Source organism: Psychromonas sp., assembly GCF_047632955.1.
Taxonomy (GTDB): domain Bacteria; phylum Pseudomonadota; class Gammaproteobacteria; order Enterobacterales; family Psychromonadaceae; genus Psychromonas.
In genome coordinates this window covers 1-16892 of the sequence record NZ_JBLIED010000032.1, presented here as the reverse complement: position 1 = coordinate 16892, position 16892 = coordinate 1, and the positions used below count along the sequence as shown (strand labels likewise).

The following is a 16892-nucleotide window of genomic DNA, read 5'->3' as shown; positions in this document are numbered from 1 at the left end:
TATATTAGCGGCATAGGGAAAGCTCGTCATCATTACAACAGACTGGAGAACAATATGAATATTATTAAAAAGTTAACAAGCAAGCCAAAAAGAATCATCGTAGCCGGTTCATTGTTATTAGGTTTAGCATTAACCCCAGCAACCTCATTCGCAGGCAATGATCAACATCAGGGGCACCGAAACGGTGGCTCACAAAAGGTAATGATTCATCAGGTTGAGAATAACAGACACTACAACAAACGTGATAGTCACCACAACAAAAGAGACCGTCGTCAGATGAAACACAAACATTCGCATCATGGCAAATACAGCAACCGCCGTCACAGCGAAACGCATTATGTGGTAGTCAACAATGATCGTCATCGTTCACCACGTTTAGGTATTCAAATAGGGGTACAGTCAGGTAGCTTCAATATTGTTTTTCGTGATTAAAAAATCTAAAGGGGCAGGGAGCTTTAAGGCAGTCCGCTGTCAGATAATAAATCTGTCCCAGAAAGAGACTTACTACGGGACAGATATCACTATTAGCGGATAAACAGGAGCCGATAGTTACTTATTATTAAGGGCTCTTTGTATCTTCTGGCAATGGATTAATACCCTTTAGAAACTTGAACAGTTCACTGTCCGTAGACAATATCAAGGTAGTGTTCTGCGAAATAATGCTCCGGTAGGCCTGCAGCGTGCGGGTAAATTCATACAAAGCGACGGCTTGGGGGCTTTGATTGTATGACAGCGCATAAATTTCAGTGGCTTTGGCATCCGCAAGACCTTGAATTTCTTCCACCTGCCGATAAGCTTCTGACTGTATTTTATTTAAATCCCGCAGACGATTCCCTCTAATTCGAGCGGCTTCACCGTTTCCCTCGGAAAGAAAACGCTCGGCAATTTGCCTGCGTTCACTGATCATGCGATCATAAATTTTGGGCCGCACACTGGCATTGTAATTAATACGTTTAAAACGGATATCCAGAAGCTCAATACCAAAGACCTGCACTTTTTCGGCTGCAGCAATAAAAATCTCCTGCTCCACCAGCAGACGCCCTTTCTGAATAGGTACCAGAGAGCCCATTTTCAGTGCGCGCTCAGCATCGGTCAGAAGATCATCACGCAGCGGCTCGCGGTCTTTTGTGGTGCGGATTATTTCTATCAATTCGTGTTTTGCAACGGCATTACGGGTTTCACTGCCAAGAATATCGTCCAACCTTGATTGGGCGCTGCGCTCATCGCGCAGACGCAGGAAATATTGCAGGGGATCAGTTATCCGCCAACGAGCAAAAAGATCCACAGAGATATAAAGCTTATCCTTAGTCGGCATATCCGATGGATCGCCATCCCATTCTAAAACCCTTTTATCAATAATGTTGACCTCTTGTATAAAGGGTAATTTTGCCTTCAAACCCGCCTCGGTAACCGGGGCACCTACCGGCTTACCAAACTGGGTAATGATAACCTGCTCAACTTCGTCCACAGTATAAAGAGTCGATTTTAAAACCATGATAACCAGCGCTATCAATAATAGTGAAAATCCCGTAGTTATCTGTTTCATGGTTGCTCCCCTTGCAGCGCATTAATATCTAACCACGGCAAAATATTAGGGCTGTTTGAATCTATAATTATTTTGGAGCGGATCTGTGGTAATACCGCCTGCATGGTCTCAAGATAGATACGTCTCTGCGTTACTTCAGGTGCCTTAACGTATTCAGCGAGCAGTGCATTAAATCGCGCCACATCACCTTCAGCCTCGTTAATACGTTTAAGCCGATAACCATCGGCCTCGCGAATACGTTGATCTTTTTCACCCAGCGCTAAGGGAATAACTTTATTGTAGTCACGGCGCGCTTCATTAATGAGCTTTTCTTTTTCCTGCTGCGCCTGATTAACTTCATTAAAAGAGGCCTGAACCGGCTTTGGCGGATTAATATTTTTAAGCTGTACCTGATCAATGCTGATGCCCATTTCATATTTACTGGAAAGCACCTGCATCTTAGTCAGCGCCTCGTATTCAATCTCCTGACGACCAATAGTGATCACTTCATCAACGGTACGATCCCCCACCACTTCACGCATTACCGACTCTGAAACAGAGCGCAGGGTTTCACCGGGTTGGCGCACTTTAAATAAAAATTTAACCGGGTCGGCGATACGGTACTGAACCACCCACTCCACCAGCGCGGCATTTAAATCGCCGGTGACCATTTGTGTTTCCCGTTCACTGTTTCTAAAATTAGAGCTTTGATAAGGATCCGTCGCACCCGGAGTGGTAAAACCAAACTCTTGCTTTAATTGCCTTTTAACCGGAACAATAGTGGCGCGGTCAATGCCGAATGGAATTTTAATATGCAGTCCGGCGGGCACTTCTTTCAAATATTTACCGAATCGCTGCACCACGGCAACGGAGTCACTGGGAATAGTGTAAACAGCCGACCAGAGACTCATTACGATTAGCAGTAAAAAGGCAATATAAAAAACATACCGTGCAGGACCGTTTGAGTGTCCCCCAATAAACCTGTTTTTATAGTGCCTGTATCCTCTTTTAATTAACAAAGAATATTCCAGAGGAATAGGTTGATTGTTCTCCCAAGGGTTACCCCGAGGGTCTTTCTCATTTCCGGTAGGCATAACAATGGCCCCTATGAATGACAAAAAAGTATGCCGTACATCTACTATGGAAGGATCACTAAGATTGTCAAGAAGTAAGTTCAAATAACAACCACTTAGATAAAAATCTGCGCGCTCTGTTGTTATTAATGGGCGAGCATTTAACTGCCTGAATATTGGCGCATAAAAGTTCAACATTCCCTTCACGCCTTCGAGCGGATCGAAAAATGGCTAAGCGAAATGGATACCTGAAGCGGTAATTCACTAACGAAGCTTGCCTGCCGCTATATTGAGTATAATCACAGCGGCAAATAAATAATGATTTTTTCATTTACACTATACAAATCAATATTTACACTCAAGTAACAATATTTACTTTAATTACAATTAGCTAGGGATTAATTATGGAAAATGAGCATAAAAATGAAGTTACCATTGTCGATATAAAAATGCCTTTTTGGTCAATCGTTATATTTATGGTTAAAGCCGCAATTGCTTCAATACCAGCATTTATTATTTTAGGCATAATAGGATCAGTACTGTCGATGGCGATGGGCGGGTTTTTCGGACCGCATAACTGGTAAATAATGCCGCTAATTAATGCTTTTTTTTGATCAAAAACAGCATCATGATCTAATCTTATTTTTTAATGTTAAATTTGGAGTTCTGCCATGACTAATTTAATTTTAGGTTTATGTCTATTTTTAGGAATTCATTCAATATCAATAGTGGCAGAGCCACTGCGAGACCGATTTGCAGCCAAAAGTGAACTTGCCTGGAAAGCCCTTTATGCACTGATTTCATTGGCAGGCATTTTTCTGATAATAAATGGTTATTCCCAAGCCAGATTAACCCCGACACTCATGTATGCCACGCCCTACTGGTTGCGCCATTTTAGCGCTTTATTGATGTTACCCGTTTTTATTCTGTTTTTAGCCCCTTACTTCCGGGGAACAATAAGTAATATCACAAAAAATCCGCAGCTGCTTGCCGTCATACTCTGGGCATTGAGTCATCTGCTTGTAAATGGGAATCTTGCGGATATATTACTGTTTGGCTCATTTCTTGTATGGGCGGTGGGCGATCTGATTTCGATGGAACGCAGAGTCTCCCGGCCATTACCGGGTTTAAAAAAATCTTCCGTCAACGATCTTATTATTGTTATAGCGGGCCTGGGACTATATGGCTTATTTACTGTCTATCTGCATGGCCTGTTGATCGGCATACCGCTGCTTAACTGAGCCTTATCACATAAAGAAGTTAAGCCAAATCAATGACAGCCGGTTTTAAAAAAAGATCAGACTTTCTTTTGCATATGAAAATTAATCAGTTGCTGATCTCTGACTTCAACTGATTGTTGTTTTACTAGGTTAAATCCGAAATGCTCAAAGAAAGGTTTGGCACTGATGCTGACCTGCGAAAAATAGCTGTTAATTTTTTTCTTGCCGCCTAATTCAAAAATATGCGCCATCAGCGCACTGCCTATCCCCTGTCTCTGATATTGGTGGTGACAGAAAAAGTGATCGATCAGACCGTCGTTCTGTAAATCAGCATAACCGACAATAGTGCCCTCAATCTCTGCAATAAAGGGCTCAACATCCATCATGCGTTTGTTCCAGATAAAAAGATCCATTAAATCGGGTGCCCAGGCCTGTACCTGAAGAGGAGTATAGTCATGACTATTAATATTTCTGATGGTATTAAAAAAAAGTAACCAGGTTTCTCTTGCATCTTGTTCAACATATTTTCTGATAATGAGCATATAAAAATTCCATAGGGCTTTAAAAGGCCTGCAAAGATTGCCGATATAACCAAGGCAGTATCAGCACTTGCACTGCGATTAAAAAGATAGACAGCAAAATTTTGGTAGGTTGACTGAACCATAACCGAGGTTTGGCCATTAAACAACGAAGTTATGCTCTATTTTAACTATTGTTCTTATTCTTCAATTGCTATAGCGGCACCGGGACTGTGACCGAGGAGCTTGATTTTTGAATGGTTAAAGCAAAATATATAATTAACAGGTAAATAAATGCACATGCAGCAAACACCACCGGCCAACCACCTGCCTGCCAACAATAGATCAGTACAAAACCGCCAATACTTCCGCCCACATAATACATAACAAGATACAGAGCAGTCGCCGTTGATTTTCCCTGTGTCACGTTTCTTCCAACGTACCCATAAGCAAGAGAATGAATAAAAAAGGCACCACCGCTTAATAATAACAACCCCACTAGAATAGCCGCAATACTTGGCAGGAACATAATCATTAATCCGCAAAAACATACACCTAAACCACTCAAAATACCGGAGATGGCAGAATGCCGTTTTATCCAACGTCCGCTTAGTTTTGCCGACACTGTGCCCATCAAATAACATAAGAATATTAACGAGGTGATACTGGCGGGTAATGATAATGGTGGTGCCGATAATTTAAATCCCATGATGCTATAAACGTTAATAAAGACAGCAAAATTGAGACCGCCAATGATCATAACCAGAAAAATAGCAGGATTTCTAATATGATTAAATAACACTCTATTATGATAATAAAAACGAGCTTTTTGCGGTTTGAAATGTTTTTGCTTGATGATTAAGGGAAAAACAAACAATAAAATAATAAAACTCAAAACAGACATGCTAAAGATGGTCCACTTCAAGCCCACAGCGTCAGTCATTACCCCGCCATAGATACGCCCGATAACACCGCCGAGGGAATTTGCACTGATATAACCGCCAACTGCGACTAACAGGGCTTGTGGTTCAAACTCTTCGGCCATATAGGCCACCGCCACGGCAATAAAACCGGCCAGTGATACACCTAATAATGTGCGCAGGAAGATTAAATGTGACAACTCCTGGCTAAAAAACATCAGCAGATTAACCAGAGGAATTAGTACCAGGCTGCATAACATCACCGGCCTTCGGCCATATATTTCTGAAACAATTGCCCAGGGAATAAGCGAAAAAGCAACGGCAAAAGTAGTACTGGAAAAAAGCCAGTTTACCTGCAGCTCCGATGCCGAAAATTTACCCATAAAATAGGGTAGTAACGGCTGAAAATAATAAAGGTTACAAAAAACCAGAAAAGAGCCTAGCCCTAGTCCGATGGTGACGCGTTTGTATGAGGCGGAATGTAATTTAATCACTTTATCTACTCGGTAATTTATTCTATTCATAGATTAGCCATTAAATGCTAATATTAAAAATATATTAAACTCATATTAGCCATATATTAAACTTATGTTAAATTCCAAAATATTATATTATTTCGTGACCATAGTTGAGCATGGAAGTTATACCAAGGCAGCTCAAGCGCTGGGTATTGCGCAATCTGCTTTAAGTATTGCAATACGCAAGTTCGAGCAAAAAATTGGAGTGACAATATTACACCGCAGTAGTAAAGGCGTAACGGTTACTAAAGAGGGTGAGGTACTATTAACGCATGCCAAAACTATCTTAAGCAAAATAAACGATGCGCAAATTGCCATTGATGAATTACGCGGCCTTAAGAAGGGGGAAGTCAAAATCGGCATCCCAAGCATGATGGGATCCTATTTTTTCCCTGAAATATTAATGGCCTTTAAATTTAAATACCCCGATATTAACCTCTCCATCGTTGAATCCGGCACACAAACTATCAGAGAAAAGTTGTTAAACGGCGAGTTGGATCTGGGAGTAATAGTTAATGATCACTTACCCGATGAACTGCAGGCCAGACACGTGATTACCTCACAAATGGTTGCCGCAGTCGGTACCAACCACCCTCTGGCAGGCCTTAAAAAACTCGATTACGGTACCTTTTTCGAGCAGGAACTGGTGATGTTTAAAGTGGGTTACTTTCACCGGGAAGTGATAGATAAACTTTGTCAGCAATATCAGCACAGTGCCAAATATTCTTTTGAAACAAATTTACTGGCGATGATGTTAAATATAGTCAAAAACGAATTTGCGATAACCGCCCTGCTGGAGTTGGTAACAGACCGAGAACCGGAAGTACTGGGTATTCCCTTTGAAGAGCCTGTTTATCTTGATCTTGCCTTAGCCTGGCGAAAAGAGGGGTATTTATCAATAGCCAACAGGCGTTTTGTCGATTTCACATTAAATGAGGTCAATGAAAAAGGGTTATCAAGCTCCCCTTCAGGAAAACATTAAGCGGTATTTTTAGGCAGAACATAAAAATCAAGCACCGGCTTTTACCGGGCTAAAAATAACCGCCCCGAAAAGCCTGCGTATCTTTCGCTGCAGAGAATTATTCATTCTCGCACCTAGATTCAGTCACTTAATTGGGAAACAACTATCTTATTGATTAGATAGTTGTGCAACGCTGGTTAAACTATGTAAATTTCCGAAGCCATCTTCATCGAGCTCGACAATGCCAACGGCAGAAGTTGAAAAGGCGGGGACACCGGCCTCTGGGGCTAACTCTCCAACTATATATCCCACCAGGGGAAGATGAGACACAATTAAAAGTTTTTGTACACCCGTAGCCTGCAGAGCCAGAATTTCATCAACTGATTTACGGGCGCTGCCCCCTGGAGTTAAAAACTGTAATGTTTGTACATTTGCAACGGCAGAAAAAAACGGGAAAACCGACTGCCAGGTTTGTTGGGCACGTAAATAGGGGCTGACCATTACAGCGTCAAAAGATATATTTTGATTCGCCAGATAGCTGGCCATCATTTCTGATTCTAACCGTCCGAGCGCAGTTAATGCTCTTTCCGAGTCTGAGTGGGCGAGCATCTCAGCTTCCCCATGACGCATTATATAGATATGCAATAACTTACCCTCCGGTCAATATTAAGCTCGACACTAACAGTTTATTAAAATAATTAATCTTGAATTGGGGTCGCGCCGGATATTTTTAAAACAACAACGGCCGCAAAAAAAACGCCGATAAAACCGGCAACAAAAATAGTAGGAATTGCGGCATAACCTGCAATATGCCAAAGAACTGATTCTAATTCGCTCATCATTTTCTCCTTTAAACTAAAAATAAAACGGGTTAAAGATTGGGGCCTAAATCCAGTCATCTTTTATGACTGATTGATTCTTATATAAAAAAATTAAGTATTTAAATATAATTGCTGATTATACGCAATTTTTTTATGACTTAACAGAAGATAACCAAACAGCAAGGATACGTACTTTAGGTAGAAAAAACATGAACAAAATCATAAATATTAGCGATCAATCACTAGACTACTCGACCTTGTTCACATTAACTGAAAATTAATTGCTAGAAACGACGGAACTTTTTCCACTTGAGATGGTCTTTTAACCGCGGTATATTTTCCCCTCCTTAATTTAAAGAAGATTATCACCATGGCAAAACAACAGCTTAACGCATTACGCAGCTACCTGAATAAAATGATCTTAGGACAAAGCGAACTTGTTGATGGTTTACTCATAGCGTTGCTGGCTGATGGTCATATTCTTGTAGAAAGTCCTCCGGGACTGGCTAAAACACGCGCTATTAATGCCCTTTCCAAGGGGATTGAGGGAGATTTTCATCGTATTCAATTTACCCCGGACCTGCTCCCTTCGGATCTCACCGGTACGGATATTTTCCGCCAGGAAACAGGCGAATTTATTTTTGAAAAAGGTCCGCTTTTTCATAACTTAATTCTTGCCGATGAAATAAACCGCGCGCCGGCAAAAGTGCAGTCAGCCTTGCTTGAAGCGATGGCCGAACGGCAGATCACAGTCGGCAAAACAACCTACCCGTTGCCGGAACTATTTTTAGTGATGGCGACCCAAAATCCGCTTGAGCAGGAAGGCACCTATCCTTTGCCGGAAGCACAACTGGACCGTTTTATCATGCATCTGGAGCTTGATTACCCCAATGCCGAAACAGAAAAAGAGATTTTAAAACTCAATCAAAAAGAGATTCTAAAAGAAAAGATTGCCGAGGTCACGCCACTATTAAATGAGCAGATTTTCACTATTCGTCAGGAAATCATGACAGTGAAGATGGCGCCTCATTTAGAGCAGTACCTGATTGATTTAATCATCGCAACGCGCCAGCCGCAAAATTACGGCACACAATTAAAAGAGTGGATCAGTTATGGTGCCAGTCCGCGGGCTACATTGGCGCTAATGCGCACGGCAAAAGCCCGCGCATGGCTTGACGGACGAGACTTTGTGATGCCCAGTGATATTATCCAAAACCTTTATCCGGTTTTACGCCACCGCCTTATTTTAAGCTACGAAGCGGAAGCGCAGGGAATTAATGCCAATAGTGTTATTCAAGAGATCATCAATCAGGTAGCCATTCCAGCCTAATGACCAGCACAAATATAAAAGCAAAAAACGCCATCTTTGTTGATAGCCCTTATCAAACCGGCATAGATGTCAGTCTTAGTGAATTACTGTGTTATAAACAGCAGGCCAAAATACAATTAAGGCCTGTCAGCAGCGCGGCTTACAAACAGCGTTCCGGAAATTATCTGGCCAAAATAAAAGGCCGGGGCATGGAGTTTGCCGAAGTACGTCATTATCAGGCGGGTGATGATGTACGCAGCATTGATTGGTCGGTCACCGCGCGCACCGGCAAAGCGCATACTAAATTATTCCAGGAAGAGAAAGAGCGCCCGGTATTTATTCTCTTAGATCTTTCCGACAGTATGATTTTTGGCAGTCAGTTTGTGTTTAAGTCAGTGCAGGCCTGTCACCTTGCCGCCCTGCTAGGCTGGCAGGCAAAGCAGCGTAATGATCGCCTTGGCGGTATCGTTTTTAACCAGCAAAAAGTAGCTGAACTAAAACCAACCGGGAGAAATACAGGTTTGATGGCGTTCCTCCATCAAAGTGCGCAACTGTGCAGCAATACTCCCTTTAAAACGCTGCAGCAACCGCAATCATTATTACTACAGCTTAAACGCCTTTCCTATTTAGTACAGACCGGCAGTCAGGTGCATTTAATCAGTGATTTTTCACAGCTCGATGAACAGTGCCAAAAATTGATTAGCCAGATTAGCAGGCACAATCAAATTAATGCCTGGCAGATATCGGATCCGCTGGAGTTAGCCTTACCCAAAAGTGTGCAGCACAGCACGCTTAAAATAAACAGTTTACAGGGCAGTGGATTTTTCAGGCAAAAAAAATCACTGCAGGATTACCAGGAGGCGGCCAGTCAACGCCAGCAAAAGGTAATCAAACTGTTTACCAAACAGGGCATTCCATTTTATCAGATTTCAGCTTCACGCTCATTATTGGATCAGTTTCATGTCCGTGCAAAATAATCAAAATCTTCTGGCACAACTTAACGACATACAGGCTCCCTCTTTGCCCTCGTTTTGGCCGCCAGCTCCTATCTACTGGTTTTTATTAAGCGCGCTTATTATTTGCCTGCTTCTCTCTGTTTATTTGTTTAAAAAATATAAAAAACAAAAAGTGAAGCAAACAGCGGCCTTAAAGCAATTAACCCTTCTTGAAAAGTCTAACGCTGACTTTATTCTCTTGAATCAGCTGCTTAAGGGTGTTGCTCTGTTATATTTCCCACGCCGGCAAGTGGCATCGTTACACGGCGAGCAGTGGTTTGATTTTTTACAATCCTATGCACAAACGCCTCTTTTTGGTGATAAGGCGGATTTTATAATCAGGCTTTATGACAGCCCTGAGCCAACCTGTTGCAGAGATGATTTTGAGCAAGCCAGAAAATGGATAAGCGGTTTGCACAAACAGATAAAAAAGCTACAAAACATAACCCAAGAGAAACACAATAATGTTTGAATTTGTTTATTTATGGATCTTTTTTCTCCTGCCGCTGCCGCTACTCATCAGGTATTTATTAAAGGCAAAACAGATAAACTATACTCAGGTTTGGATTCCGCTGGCAGAAGGTTTGAGTGAGCAACGGTCGTCCACTGCAAGGGGATCCTTAACATCAATCATTCCCTGGCTCGCCTGGTTGTTATTATTAGCCGCCTTAGCCAAACCCGTTTGGTTTGGCGATCCCATTCGCCTGCAGCAGCAAAGCCGCGACATGATGATCTCCCTGGATTTATCGGGCAGCATGCAGGAAGAGGATATGCCCTTAAACGGGCAGACAGTCGACAGATTAACCCTGGTCAAGAATTTATTAAAAACCTTTATCGAGCAGCGCAAAGGAGATCGTTTGGGGCTGATCCTGTTTGCCGATCATGCCTATCTGCAAACACCACTGACCTTTGATCTAAAAACCATTCAGCAAATGGTTGATGAAAGTGAAATAGGTTTGGCAGGCACTAAGACTGCAATTGGTGAGTCAATTGCCATGGCTATAAAACGTTTTGTAGAAAACCAAAATGAGCAGCGTGTCCTTATTCTGGTAAGTGACGGTGCAAATAATTCAGGCAGCATAGAGCCGATACAGGCAGCAAAACAAGCAGCTAAAAACAATATCACTATTTATACCATAGGAATTGGTGCTGAGCAGATGATTAAACGTGGAATATTTGGCAATCAACGGATCAACCCTTCCGCGGATTTGGATGAAAAAGCATTAACTGAAATAGCCACTCTCACTGGCGGTAAATACTTTCGAGCACGTAATCAAACTGAACTGCAAAATATCTATCAAACACTCAATAAATTAGAGCCGATTAACTCTGACTTTATGTCCTTTAGACCGGAAAAAGACCTCTTTTATTGGCCATTATCAACGGCATTAATACTGTTATCTATTTTATTTATTACTCTCAAAGTAAGGGGCCCTTATGCTCTCTGAGTTAAGTTTAATGCCCTTGGTATTTTTACGTCCGTGGTGGTTATTGGGCGCCGCAGCGGTTTTGATATTTGCCTTATTCCGTTATCAAACCGGCAAAAAACAACATCAGAGTTTGATTGCCGCACACTTAAGCGAGCACTTAATAAAGATCCCTGAAAATGTCTCATCCGTGTTCTTAACCTTTCACTTGTTGGCAATTATCGCCTGTATTTCTCTGGCGGGCCCTTCCTGGCGGCAGCATGATTTACCGGTTTACGAGATGCATAAAGCACAAGTCATTGCGCTGGATCTTTCCTATTCAATGTATGCAACAGATGCCAAACCAAACCGTTTAAGTCAGGCAAAATATAAAGCCATTGATCTGGTTAAAAGCTGGAGCGAGGGTGAAAAAGGCTTAATTGCCTATGCGGGTGATGCCTTCACTATTTCGCCTTTAACCACAGACGGCAATGCAATCATCAACCATATTCCCAACCTTTCACCAACGATTATGCCCGTGGCAGGGTCGCGAGCAGATTTGGCTTTAGAACGAGCAATAACACTGCTCAAAAATGCCGGTTATGAGCAGGGACATATTATTTTTATCAGCGATGGTATTGATCACAAGCACGCGGCAATGATGGTAGACAAATTAAAAGGGAGTCCCTGGATTGTTTCAATACTGGCCATAGGCAGTGAACAGGGAGCTGCGATTAAACTGCCAGAGGGCGGTTTATTAAAAGACCAGGCAGGCCAAATAGTGATTCCCAAATTAAATAACCGCCCTCTGCTCGATATAACCCGTGCAAGCGGCGGTTTATATGTCAATGTGAGCAATGACAACAGCGATATAGAGCAGTTATCCAAACAGTTTGCGGTTAACCAGGCCGTTAAAAAGAAATCGCAGCAGGGACAAAATAAACTGGCAGTCGATGATGGTTATTGGCTGACTTTTTTATTAATACCACTGTTTTTATTGTTGTTTAGAAAAGGACTATTTTACACTCTGTTGTTGGCACTGACATTGCAGGTTACAACGCCTAAAGTGCAAGCCTCAATATGGAAAAATGATCAGCAAAATGCTTTTCAGGCCTACCAGAATAAAGACTATACGCAGGCAGGTGAATTGTATGATAGCGCATTGGAAAAAGGCAGTGCTTTATATAAAAACAAACAATATCAACAGGCATTAGATGAGTTTACCGAGGCGACCCGCACTCAACCGAACAGCGCAACCGCTTTTTATAATCAGGGTAATGCCTATGCACAGCTGCACAACTTTGAGAAGGCCATTGCAGCATATCAGCAATCACTAGGATTAAACCCAACCTTAAAAGCCGCTCAGGAAAATATTGATTTATTAAAAAATTTAAAAGACCAGCAACAAAAGAACGAGCAGCAGCAAAAGAGCGAACAGCAACAAAAAAGCGAGCAGCAGCAAAAGAGCGAACAGCAACAAAAAAGCGAGCAGCAGCAAAAGAGCGAACAGCAACAAAAAAGCGAGCAGCAACAAAAAAGCGAGCAGCAGCAAAAGAGCGAACAGCAACAAAAAAGCGAGCAGCAGCAAAAGAGCGAACAGCAACAAAAAAGCGAGCAGCAGCAAAAGAGCGAACAGCAACAAAAAAGCGAGCAGCAAAAGGCCGCAAAACAAGCAAAAAGTATGTTAGAACAGCCGGACGAGGTTAATCAGGAGCTCGAAGCACTGCCTAACTGGTTAAAAAACATGCCGGATGATCCTTCAGTATTATTACGCAATAAAATGCAGCTTGAATATCAAAAAAGAGCACAATCAAATTCGGCCGAACAAGAAAACAATGGAGTTATCTGGTAATGCGTATTAAATCTTCAATTTTTATCGCCCTGTTGACAGGTTTTTTTTACAGTCAGATGCTATCAGCCGCGCCGCAAGTGCTTACCTCGGTAAGTAATAATCAGGTTTCATTGGGTGATACTTTTATTTTAAATATCGACATTGATGATAGTGACTCAGATTACCAACTAGATACAGGGCCACTTGAAAAAGAGTTCAACATTTCTCGGCCTTCAAAAAGTCAGCGCAGTACATATATCAACGGTAATTTTATCCAGCAGACGCAATGGCAAATCAGGTTGCAGGCAAAAAGGTCTGGCGATCTGACTATTCCGGTATTAAAAATTGGTCCCTTAAACACCCAGGCAATCCAACTCTCTGTTACTCCAGCCTCAAAGCAGGCGACTAAAACTGCCGATAATAGAGTTTTTATGGAAAATAGCATTGACAAAACAAGCCTTTATATAGGGCAACCATTGATTTTAACGACGCGCATCTATATTGGGCAAGCGGCTGAAAACCTGCAGTTGAGCAACCCGGAACTAAAGGATGCGAGCATTGAGGTTTATGGTCAGGATAAAAATGAAGACGTTATTAAAAACGGTATTCGGTATAAAACGATCACCCGGCAGTTCCAGATAACAACCGATAAGCCCGGTAATTTTACAATCAACTCGCCATTATTAAGCGGAGACGTAAGAAAAATAGCGAATTCCAGTAACGGGCAAAACCAGGTCATGACAGTGCCCATTAATGTTCGCGGTGACAGTATCAAAATACAGGTAAAGGATAAACCCGCCGGTTATCAAGGTGAATGGTTAGTCAGTGAAGATGTACGTTTACTTGAAAACACCCCATTAACACAACAAACTTTTCATCTTGGCGATCCCATCACTCGCACTGTTACCCTGCAAATTGCTTCGATTAATAAAGATAAGTTACCGACCATCGCCTTCAATTACCCTAAGGGGTTACGTTTTTATCCGGATCAGGATGAAATTAAAGAAGGACAGGTAAATGGGCTGTTATATTCACAAAGAACCATGCGTCACGCAATAATACCGGATCAGACCGGAGAGTTAACCTTGCCGGAAATAAAAATCCCCTGGTGGAATAGTGTCACGGACAAGCAGGAGTATGCTGTTTTGCCGGCACAAAAACTGACCATTTTAGCAGCCGTTAAGCAACCCGCCGGTTTAGAAAATAAACAAAAAAACATCGACCAATCAGCCGCTTCGGCAACGGTTTTAATTGATAATGAGGAGTTAATCTACTGGCAAATAATAACCGCTCTGTTGTTATTAGGATTCATTATATTACTGCTTTACCATCTCTCTTATCGCCGTCGGTATTCAAACTCTGCACAACTAAAAGAGCATTCAGTGCCGATAGCTAATCAAGCATATTTAAATCTTCAGAATGCACTGCAGCAAAATAATGCGCCGCTTGTTTATCAGAAATTGATCACTTTTTTGCAAGCTGAAAAGTATAATCTGAAAAGTCTCTCACAAATAAGCGAATATATTGTGATACCTGAAAAAGAAGATGAGAAACAATTTTTGCAGGAAATTAAAATATTAGAGCAGGCATGTTGCGGCACAGTAACAAATTGGGACGCCACACAACTCAGTCGCCTAATAGAAAAATATTTAAGACAAAAAACGGCGTTTAGAGAAAAAAGTATTATGGATTTAAATGCCTAAATTAGTTCAGTGCAGCCCCCTGAGCTAAATTGATAAATATCAATCTTACATCAGAAAATAAAACGCTTAAAAAAAATACAACAAAAAGCAAAAAAGCCATAATCCACGGGCGCTAGAGCCTTATTTCAGGGCATAAAAAACGCCCCAAATGCTAAAAAAAAACTTCTGCCGCAGCAGCGTATAACAGAAAAACATTGAATAATCTTCATTATTATGGTTTCTGTGAGACAGCTCTTATTATTACAAATCATTAAAAAAACTACGTAAAACTACGTAGCGCCTACCAAGAATATCTTCTATTGTATTATATAAATCAGCTATTTAGATCAGCTGAGTTATATGCTTATTTTTTTTGACATGTATTACAAAAACATACACAAGGAAATTTTATGAACATTACAAAGATAGCTTTCTTACTGGGTGCTGCGACACTTGTACCAAATCTAGCTTCTGCTTCTACCTTAGAAGAGGTGGTTAAAAAAGGGGAACTAAGCTGTGGTATCTCAACGGGTATTCCCGGTTTTTCTGCAACGGATTCAAAAGGTGTTTGGAAAGGACTCGATGTTGATTTTTGTAAATCAGTCGCGGCAGCCGTTTTCGGCGATGCTTCAAAAGTAAAATATATTCCGTTAACAGCAAAAGAGCGTTTTACCGCATTACAAAGTGGCGAAATTGATCTTTTATCACGTGCAACCACTTGGACAGCAACACGAGATACCTCTCTAGGGTTAAACTTTGCCGGTGTAAACTACTACGATGGACAAGGTTTCTTAGTCAATAAAAATATTGGTGTTAATTCAGCATTAGAGCTTAACGGCGCAACCTTTTGTATTCAGGCAGGAACCACCACTGAGCTTAATTTAACTGATTATTTCCAGTCAAATAAAATGGATTATAAAGCGGTGACTTATGATACATCAGGGCAAACTGTCGATGGTTTTAAAAGCGGTCGTTGTGATGTGCTGACCTCCGATGCATCACAACTATATGGTTTGAAACTTAAATTAGAAGATCCAGATTCTGCGAAGGTATTACCGGAAATTATCTCTAAAGAGCCGCTCGGGCCGGTTGTCCGTCAGGGTGACGATGAGTGGTTTAATATCGTGCGCTGGACTATGTATGCAACATTAGAAGCGGAAGAGTTAGGTGTTTCATCAGCGAATGTTGAAGCAATGCTTAAATCTGAAAACCCAAGTATTAAACGTTTAATCGGGACTTCAGGTACCGCAGGTGAAAATCTGGGTCTGAAAAATGACTGGGTTTACCAGATTGTCAAACAAGTGGGTAACTACGGTGAAATGTTTGATAAAAACGTCGGCAAAGACTCCCCCCTTAATATCGATCGCGGGATTAATAAGTTATGGAATAAAGGCGGCTTAATGTACTCAATGCCAATCCGCTAAATACTATTTAGGGGGGGGCCTTGTCCCCCCTTTTCCTAAGGATTGCTCTTTTATGAATAAATCACCACTCCCCCCGACCGCCGGCGGCTTATTAAGCAGCCCCAGAAATCGTGCTATTCTTTTCCAACTTCTTGCCCTGCTTGCGGTGATTGCCTGTGCGTTTTATTTTACCAATAATATGTTCGACAATATTGAAAAAAGAGGGATCACCACCGGTTTTTCATTTTTAGGCGAAACAGCCGGATTTGGCGTGAGCCAGTCACTGATCCACTACGATGATACAACTTCTACCTTTTTAGATGTCTTTATTGTCGGGGTCCTCAATACCCTGCTGGTCTCGGTAATCGGCATCATCTGTGCGTCTATATTAGGGTTATTAGTGGGTGTCGGGCGTTTATCCTCTAATTTTTTAGTGGCGAAGCTGTCGATGATATACGTTGAAACTTTCCGTAATATCCCTATTTTATTACAAATCTTATTTTGGTATAACATTGTCCTCGCCGCGTTACCCAGTCCGCGCCAGAGTTTTAGCTACTTTGAATCTGTTTTTCTGAACAATCGTGGATTAATACTGCCCGAGCCTATTTTTCAGTCCGGCAGCCTGTTTATTCTGATTGCTTTTATTCTCGCCTGCGCCGCGGTGTTTTTTTTAGCCCGATGGGCAAAAAAACGTCATGATCAAACCGGTG

18 protein-coding genes are annotated in these 16892 nt (G+C 41.7%); 12 read left to right on the top strand and 6 right to left on the bottom strand.

Annotated elements, in window-relative coordinates; genetic code table 11:
* Positions 1-54: 54 nt before the first annotated feature.
* Positions 55-432 carry a hypothetical protein gene (locus tag ACJAZP_RS15400; protein WP_415231631.1) on the top strand — a complete coding sequence of 126 codons (378 nt, stop codon included), beginning with the start codon at positions 55-57 and terminating at the stop codon, positions 430-432.
* Positions 433-559: 127 nt separating this feature from the next.
* On the opposite strand, the gene hflC is transcribed toward ACJAZP_RS15400, so the two are convergent.
* On the bottom strand, positions 560-1546 hold the full coding sequence (hflC, locus tag ACJAZP_RS15395) for a protease modulator HflC (RefSeq protein WP_415231630.1): 987 nt from the start codon (positions 1544-1546) through the stop codon (positions 560-562).
* Complete coding sequence (gene hflK / locus ACJAZP_RS15390) at positions 1543-2619, bottom strand: FtsH protease activity modulator HflK (protein ID WP_415231629.1); 1077 nt, start codon at positions 2617-2619, stop codon at positions 1543-1545. Before hflK ends, hflC begins: the two co-directional genes overlap by 4 nt.
* A 383-nt stretch (positions 2620-3002) precedes the next feature.
* Here hflK and ACJAZP_RS15385 point away from each other — a divergent pair, with 383 nt between their 5' ends.
* Entirely contained in the window at positions 3003-3182 is a 180-nt protein-coding gene (locus ACJAZP_RS15385) for a hypothetical protein (protein WP_415231628.1), read from the top strand.
* An 87-nt stretch (positions 3183-3269) separates the two neighbouring features.
* Positions 3270-3839, top strand: coding sequence for an NnrU family protein (locus ACJAZP_RS15380; RefSeq protein WP_415231627.1), 570 nt, complete (start codon positions 3270-3272; stop codon positions 3837-3839).
* Between the two features lie 56 nt (positions 3840-3895).
* On the opposite strand, the gene ACJAZP_RS15375 is transcribed toward ACJAZP_RS15380, so the two are convergent.
* Together ACJAZP_RS15375 and ACJAZP_RS15370 are read right to left on the bottom strand one after the other, a co-directional pair.
* A complete protein-coding gene (locus ACJAZP_RS15375) occupies positions 3896-4360 on the bottom strand; it encodes a GNAT family N-acetyltransferase (RefSeq protein ID WP_415231626.1) in 465 nt (154 codons plus the stop codon).
* Positions 4361-4550: 190 nt separating this feature from the next.
* Positions 4551-5780, bottom strand: a complete 1230-nt coding sequence (locus tag ACJAZP_RS15370) for an MFS transporter (protein ID WP_415231625.1) — start codon at positions 5778-5780, stop codon at positions 4551-4553.
* A gap of 64 nt (positions 5781-5844) precedes the next feature.
* Between ACJAZP_RS15370 and ACJAZP_RS15365 the strand changes: the two genes are divergently transcribed.
* On the top strand, positions 5845-6756 hold the full coding sequence (locus tag ACJAZP_RS15365; protein WP_415231624.1) for a LysR family transcriptional regulator: 912 nt from the start codon (positions 5845-5847) through the stop codon (positions 6754-6756).
* A gap of 147 nt (positions 6757-6903) precedes the next feature.
* Here the strand turns inward: ACJAZP_RS15365 and sixA are convergent, their stop codons facing one another.
* Together sixA and ACJAZP_RS15355 are read right to left on the bottom strand one after the other, a co-directional pair.
* Entirely contained in the window at positions 6904-7380 is a 477-nt protein-coding gene (gene sixA / locus ACJAZP_RS15360) for a phosphohistidine phosphatase SixA (RefSeq protein ID WP_415231623.1), read from the bottom strand.
* A gap of 53 nt (positions 7381-7433) precedes the next feature.
* Entirely contained in the window at positions 7434-7574 is a 141-nt protein-coding gene (locus ACJAZP_RS15355) for a TIGR02808 family protein (protein ID WP_415231622.1), read from the bottom strand.
* 352 nt (positions 7575-7926) lie between these two features.
* On the opposite strand from ACJAZP_RS15355, the gene ACJAZP_RS15350 reads away from it, so the two are divergent.
* From ACJAZP_RS15350 to ACJAZP_RS15315, 8 genes are all read left to right on the top strand, one after another.
* Positions 7927-8886, top strand: coding sequence for an AAA family ATPase (locus ACJAZP_RS15350; RefSeq protein WP_415231621.1), 960 nt, complete (start codon positions 7927-7929; stop codon positions 8884-8886).
* Positions 8886-9842 carry a DUF58 domain-containing protein gene (locus ACJAZP_RS15345; RefSeq protein WP_415231620.1) on the top strand — a complete coding sequence of 319 codons (957 nt, stop codon included), beginning with the start codon at positions 8886-8888 and terminating at the stop codon, positions 9840-9842. The genes ACJAZP_RS15350 and ACJAZP_RS15345 overlap by 1 nt, the downstream gene beginning before the upstream one ends.
* On the top strand, positions 9826-10332 hold the full coding sequence (locus ACJAZP_RS15340) for a DUF4381 domain-containing protein (RefSeq protein ID WP_415231619.1): 507 nt from the start codon (positions 9826-9828) through the stop codon (positions 10330-10332). The genes ACJAZP_RS15345 and ACJAZP_RS15340 overlap by 17 nt, the downstream gene beginning before the upstream one ends.
* A complete protein-coding gene (locus tag ACJAZP_RS15335; RefSeq protein ID WP_415231618.1) occupies positions 10325-11308 on the top strand; it encodes a VWA domain-containing protein in 984 nt (327 codons plus the stop codon). Before ACJAZP_RS15340 ends, ACJAZP_RS15335 begins: the two co-directional genes overlap by 8 nt.
* Positions 11298-13118, top strand: coding sequence for a vWA domain-containing protein (locus ACJAZP_RS15330; RefSeq protein ID WP_415231617.1), 1821 nt, complete (start codon positions 11298-11300; stop codon positions 13116-13118). Before ACJAZP_RS15335 ends, ACJAZP_RS15330 begins: the two co-directional genes overlap by 11 nt.
* Positions 13118-14800 carry a BatD family protein gene (locus ACJAZP_RS15325; protein WP_415231616.1) on the top strand — a complete coding sequence of 561 codons (1683 nt, stop codon included), beginning with the start codon at positions 13118-13120 and terminating at the stop codon, positions 14798-14800. The genes ACJAZP_RS15330 and ACJAZP_RS15325 overlap by 1 nt, the downstream gene beginning before the upstream one ends.
* 389 nt (positions 14801-15189) lie before the next feature.
* The gene (locus ACJAZP_RS15320) at positions 15190-16203 is read left to right on the top strand and encodes an amino acid ABC transporter substrate-binding protein (RefSeq protein ID WP_415231615.1); all 1014 of its coding nucleotides are present in this window, start codon (positions 15190-15192) and stop codon (positions 16201-16203) included.
* A 52-nt stretch (positions 16204-16255) separates the two neighbouring features.
* On the top strand, positions 16256-16892 hold a 637-nt coding region (locus ACJAZP_RS15315; RefSeq protein WP_415231614.1), incomplete at its 3' end, for an ABC transporter permease subunit.

Bases quoted from the DNA above. Each gene is read 5' to 3' on its own strand.
- ACJAZP_RS15400 (WP_415231631.1), top strand. From the start codon at position 55: ATGAATATTATTAAAAAGTTAACAAGCAAGCCAAAAAGAATCATCGTA.
- hflC (WP_415231630.1), bottom strand. From the start codon at position 1,546: ATGAAACAGATAACTACGGGATTTTCACTATTATTGATAGCGCTGGTT.
- hflK (WP_415231629.1), bottom strand. From the start codon at position 2,619: ATGCCTACCGGAAATGAGAAAGACCCTCGGGGTAACCCTTGGGAGAAC.
- ACJAZP_RS15385 (WP_415231628.1), top strand. From the start codon at position 3,003: ATGGAAAATGAGCATAAAAATGAAGTTACCATTGTCGATATAAAAATG.
- ACJAZP_RS15380 (WP_415231627.1), top strand. From the start codon at position 3,270: ATGACTAATTTAATTTTAGGTTTATGTCTATTTTTAGGAATTCATTCA.
- ACJAZP_RS15375 (WP_415231626.1), bottom strand. From the start codon at position 4,360: ATGCTCATTATCAGAAAATATGTTGAACAAGATGCAAGAGAAACCTGG.
- ACJAZP_RS15370 (WP_415231625.1), bottom strand. From the start codon at position 5,780: ATGAATAGAATAAATTACCGAGTAGATAAAGTGATTAAATTACATTCC.
- ACJAZP_RS15365 (WP_415231624.1), top strand. From the start codon at position 5,845: ATGTTAAATTCCAAAATATTATATTATTTCGTGACCATAGTTGAGCAT.
- ACJAZP_RS15355 (WP_415231622.1), bottom strand. From the start codon at position 7,574: ATGAGCGAATTAGAATCAGTTCTTTGGCATATTGCAGGTTATGCCGCA.
- ACJAZP_RS15350 (WP_415231621.1), top strand. From the start codon at position 7,927: ATGGCAAAACAACAGCTTAACGCATTACGCAGCTACCTGAATAAAATG.
- ACJAZP_RS15345 (WP_415231620.1), top strand. From the start codon at position 8,886: ATGACCAGCACAAATATAAAAGCAAAAAACGCCATCTTTGTTGATAGC.
- ACJAZP_RS15340 (WP_415231619.1), top strand. From the start codon at position 9,826: ATGTCCGTGCAAAATAATCAAAATCTTCTGGCACAACTTAACGACATA.
- ACJAZP_RS15335 (WP_415231618.1), top strand. From the start codon at position 10,325: ATGTTTGAATTTGTTTATTTATGGATCTTTTTTCTCCTGCCGCTGCCG.
- ACJAZP_RS15330 (WP_415231617.1), top strand. From the start codon at position 11,298: ATGCTCTCTGAGTTAAGTTTAATGCCCTTGGTATTTTTACGTCCGTGG.
- ACJAZP_RS15325 (WP_415231616.1), top strand. From the start codon at position 13,118: ATGCGTATTAAATCTTCAATTTTTATCGCCCTGTTGACAGGTTTTTTT.
- ACJAZP_RS15320 (WP_415231615.1), top strand. From the start codon at position 15,190: ATGAACATTACAAAGATAGCTTTCTTACTGGGTGCTGCGACACTTGTA.